Below are 3,869 nucleotides of genomic sequence, written 5' to 3'. Positions count from 1 at the left end.
GCCCCGGCGCAGGCCGACGCGCTCACGACCGCCGCCGCGCTGGCCCCGCTGGTCCGCGCCACCAGCCGCACCACCCTGGCCTCGATCGTGCTGGTCGACCGGTCGGGCCGCGTGGTGCTGGGTCCTGAAGTCGGCGGCGACTACGCCGGCCTGCCGGAGGTGCGCGCGGCCCTGGCCGGCTCGCCCGAGACCGTCCTGCGCCGCAACGGGGCCTACCGGCCGCGCTATTCCTTCGAGTGGCTTAGCCGCGCCTCTGCCCTGCGCATCCACCACGCCCGCCCGGTGCGGGTCGGCGACCAGGTGGTGGGCGCGCTTTTGCTGTCGCGCTCGCCGCGCGCCCTGTTCCGCGGGATCTACCAGGACCGCGGCAAGATCATGCTGGGCGTGGGCGCCATCTTCGGCCTGCTGGTGGTGCTGTCGGGCCTGGTCTCGCGCGGGATCACCCGGCCGATCGAGGCCCTGAGCGCGGCCGCCCGCGAGGTCGCCCACGGCCACGGCGCCATCCCGCCCACGCCACAGACCGCCGCGGTCGAGATCCGCACCCTCTACGAGGACTTCGCCGTCATGGGCGAGGCGATCGCCCGGCGCTCGCGCTACCTGCGCGACTTCGCCGCCGCCGTCAGCCACGAGTTCAAGACCCCGCTGGCCGGCATCCGCGGCGCCACCGAGCTCCTCGAAGACCACCACGGCGACATGAGCGAGGCCGAGCGGCGCCGCTTCCTGTCGGCCATCTCGGCCGACGCCGCGCGGTTGTCGCAACTGGTCGGCCGCCTGCTGGACCTGGCCCGCGCCGACATGGCCCGGCCAGAAGCGGGCGTGTCGGTCGATCCGGCCCCGCCTGTGCGCCGCGCAGCGGACGCCTTGGCCGTCGGCGGATTCGCCGTGGCCGTCGAGCTGACCGAACCGGTCGCGCGGGTCGCCGTGCCGGAAGCCACCCTCGAGGCGGTTCTGACGGCCCTGCTGGAAAACAGCCGCCAGGCGGGCGCCCGTCGCGCGACGATCACCGCCAGCGCCACGCCCGACGCCCTGGTGCTGGCCGTCGCCGACGACGGCCCCGGCGTCCCCGAGGCCGACCGGGCGCGCCTGTTCGAGCCGTTCTTCACCAGCCGCCGGGCCGAGGGCGGCACCGGCATGGGCCTGGCTGTCGCCCGCTCCCTGCTGGCCGCCAGTCACGGACGGCTGGAGTTGGTCGCGTCTGCGAGCGGCGCCCGCTTCGAAGCGACCCTGCCCCTCGCGCAATGAAAAAGGCGCCGGCCTCTCGACCGGCGCCTCTTCAATTCGTCAGTCCCGAAGGACCGATCAGCTGTCCAGGAAGCTGCGCAGCTTCCGCGACCGCGACGGGTGCTTCAGTTTGCGGAGCGCCTTGGCCTCGATCTGACGGATGCGTTCGCGGGTGACCGAGAACTGCTGGCCGACTTCCTCGAGGGTGTGGTCGGTGTTCATGCCGATGCCGAAGCGCATGCGCAGCACCCGCTCCTCGCGCGGCGTCAGCGACGCCAGCACGCGGGTGGTGGTCTCGCGCAGGTTCGACTGGATGGCCGCGTCGATCGGCAGGACCGCGTTCTTGTCCTCGATGAAGTCGCCGAGGTGGCTGTCCTCTTCGTCGCCGATCGGGGTCTCGAGCGAGATCGGCTCCTTGGCGATCTTCAGGACCTTGCGCACCTTCTCCAGCGGCATGGCCAGCTTCTCGGCCAGCTCTTCCGGGGTCGGCTCGCGGCCGATCTCGTGCAGCATCTGGCGCGAGGTGCGGACGATCTTGTTGATCGTCTCGATCATGTGCACCGGGATACGGATGGTGCGGGCCTGGTCGGCGATCGAGCGGGTGATCGCCTGACGGATCCACCAGGTGGCGTAGGTCGAGAACTTGTAGCCGCGGCGGTACTCGAACTTGTCGACCGCCTTCATCAGGCCGATGTTGCCCTCCTGGATCAGGTCCAGGAACTGCAGGCCGCGGTTGGTGTACTTCTTGGCGATGGAGATCACGAGGCGCAGGTTGGCCTCGACCATTTCCTTCTTGGCCTGACGGGCCTCGCGCTCGCCCTTCTGCACCGTCTGGACGATGCGGCGGTAGTCGTCGATCGGCACGCCCGCGTCGGTCGCGAGGGTGGCGACGTCGCCGCGGATGTCGGAGATCTGGCCGGCTTCGTTGTCGGCGAACTTGGTCCAGCGCACGCCCATGTCGCGGACGCGCGTGGCCCAGGTCGGATCCAGTTCCGAGCCGAAGTAGGCCTTCAGGAATTCCGTGCGCGAGATGCCGTAGCTGTCGGCCAAGCGCAGCAGGCGGCCTTCCAGCTGCATGAGCTTGCGGTTGATGGCGTAGAGCTGCTCGACCAGCGCCTCGATACGGGCGTTGTTCAGCTTCACCGTCTTCAGGCGGCCGGAGATGGCCGCGTTGGCCGCTTCGTAGGCCTTGCGGTCGGCGGCCGACAGGTCCTCGCCGCGCAGGCGGGCCGAGACCAGCTTTTCCTGCAGCTTGCGGAAGCCTTCGAAGTCGGCGGCGATCAGGTCGAGCGTCGCCATCACGCCTTCGCGCAGCTCGGCTTCCATGGCCGAGACGGTCGGGCCGGCGCCGTCGTCGAAGTCCTCTTCGCCCTCGCCTTCCGGCTCGGCCGGAGCTTCGGCCGGAGCCGCTTCGGCCTCGACTTCTTCCTCTTCGCCTTCCTCGCCGGTCGGCGGGCCGCCCTGGCCGCCGTAGGTGCCTTCGAGGTCGATGATCTCGCGCAGCAGGATGCGGCCGGCGGCGAGTTCGTCGCGCCAGACCATGATGGCTTCGAAGGTCAGCGCGCTCTCGCACAGACCGCGGATCATGGTGTCGCGGCCGGCCTCGATGCGCTTGGCGATGGCGATTTCGCCCTCGCGCGACAGCAGCTCCACCGAGCCCATCTCGCGCAGGTACATGCGCACGGGGTCGTCGGTGCGGTCGTAGGTCGGCTTGGACTCGGCCTCGGACACGACGGCGGTTTCTTCGCGAACCGCCACCTCGCCGCCTTCTTCGGCGGCCTCCTCGGCCTCGATCACGTTGATGCCCATCTCCGAGAGCATGGCGAGGGTGTCCTCGATCTGCTCGGAGCTGAACTCTTCGGACGGCAGGACCTTGTTCAGCTCGTCCATCGTGACGTAGCCGCGGGCCTTGGCCTGCTTGATGAACTTCTTGACCCCAGCGTCGGTCAGGTCCAGCAGAGGCCCGTCAGACGAAACTTCGGCCTCTTGCGTTTCCACCTGATTGGTCATTCGCGTCTCCGGCCGACCCGCCCCCCGGGGTTCGGCAAACACCAAATCCAAAATCGGCGCCGCGTCGGGTTACGACCCGTCGTCCGCCCAAATCGTTCCCGTCTTGATCGCCCGCCTGAGCGCGTCGCGTTCGGCTTTCAAACGCTTGAACGCCTCGGGATCAGAACCGTACAGGTCCTCCGTTTTCCCAGACGCCAAAGCGCGCTCCAACGCAGACAACCGCGAAAGAGCGTCGAACGCTTGCGACCACAGGCCTCGCGCGTCGGCGAGCGTCTTTTCCGGGGCCAGGAACGGCGCGCCCGATTTCAGGGCCGCCCTTTCGACCTCGCGTAACAACGCACCGAGTCCCGATTTGGCCAAATGGCGAGTAAGAGCATCCCTGTCAAGGGTGTCGGCCTGCAGCCGCAGTCGGATGATTTCTTTCGCCAATCCGTCCAGCGCCGGATCGCCGAAACCGCAGGCCTCGATCTCCTCCAGCCGCTCGTCCAGACGGGCGGGATCGTCGATCGCGCCCTGGGCCACGGCGGCGGCCATGATGTCGATGGTCTGGGACAGGGCCCCGGCCGCCCGGCGCGCCCCTTCCGACGGCCCGGACAGGACCGGCGCGCCGCCGCGCCGCCACTCGCCGCGCCCCCGGC

At 69.7% G+C, this 3,869-nt stretch carries 2 protein-coding genes and 1 pseudogene; 1 reads left to right on the top strand and 2 read right to left on the bottom strand.

What is annotated here, in order from left to right:
- On the top strand, window positions 1-1,242 hold a 1,242-nt coding region (locus G3573_RS20705; RefSeq protein WP_163263548.1), incomplete at its 5' end, for a HAMP domain-containing sensor histidine kinase.
- A gap of 57 nt (window positions 1,243-1,299) precedes the next feature.
- Here G3573_RS20705 and rpoD read toward each other — a convergent pair.
- Window positions 1,300-3,231 carry an RNA polymerase sigma factor RpoD gene (gene rpoD / locus G3573_RS20700; protein WP_163263547.1) on the bottom strand — a complete coding sequence of 644 codons (1,932 nt, stop codon included), beginning with the start codon at window positions 3,229-3,231 and terminating at the stop codon, window positions 1,300-1,302.
- A gap of 69 nt (window positions 3,232-3,300) precedes the next feature.
- Window positions 3,301-3,869: pseudogene (locus G3573_RS20695) on the bottom strand (DNA primase); the annotation flags it as partial.

The organism is Caulobacter sp. 17J65-9 (genome assembly GCF_010975005.1).
Classification (GTDB): domain Bacteria; phylum Pseudomonadota; class Alphaproteobacteria; order Caulobacterales; family Caulobacteraceae; genus 17J80-11.
Note: the sequence above shows the minus strand (reverse complement) of the source record. Positions and strands in the feature narration are given on the sequence as shown.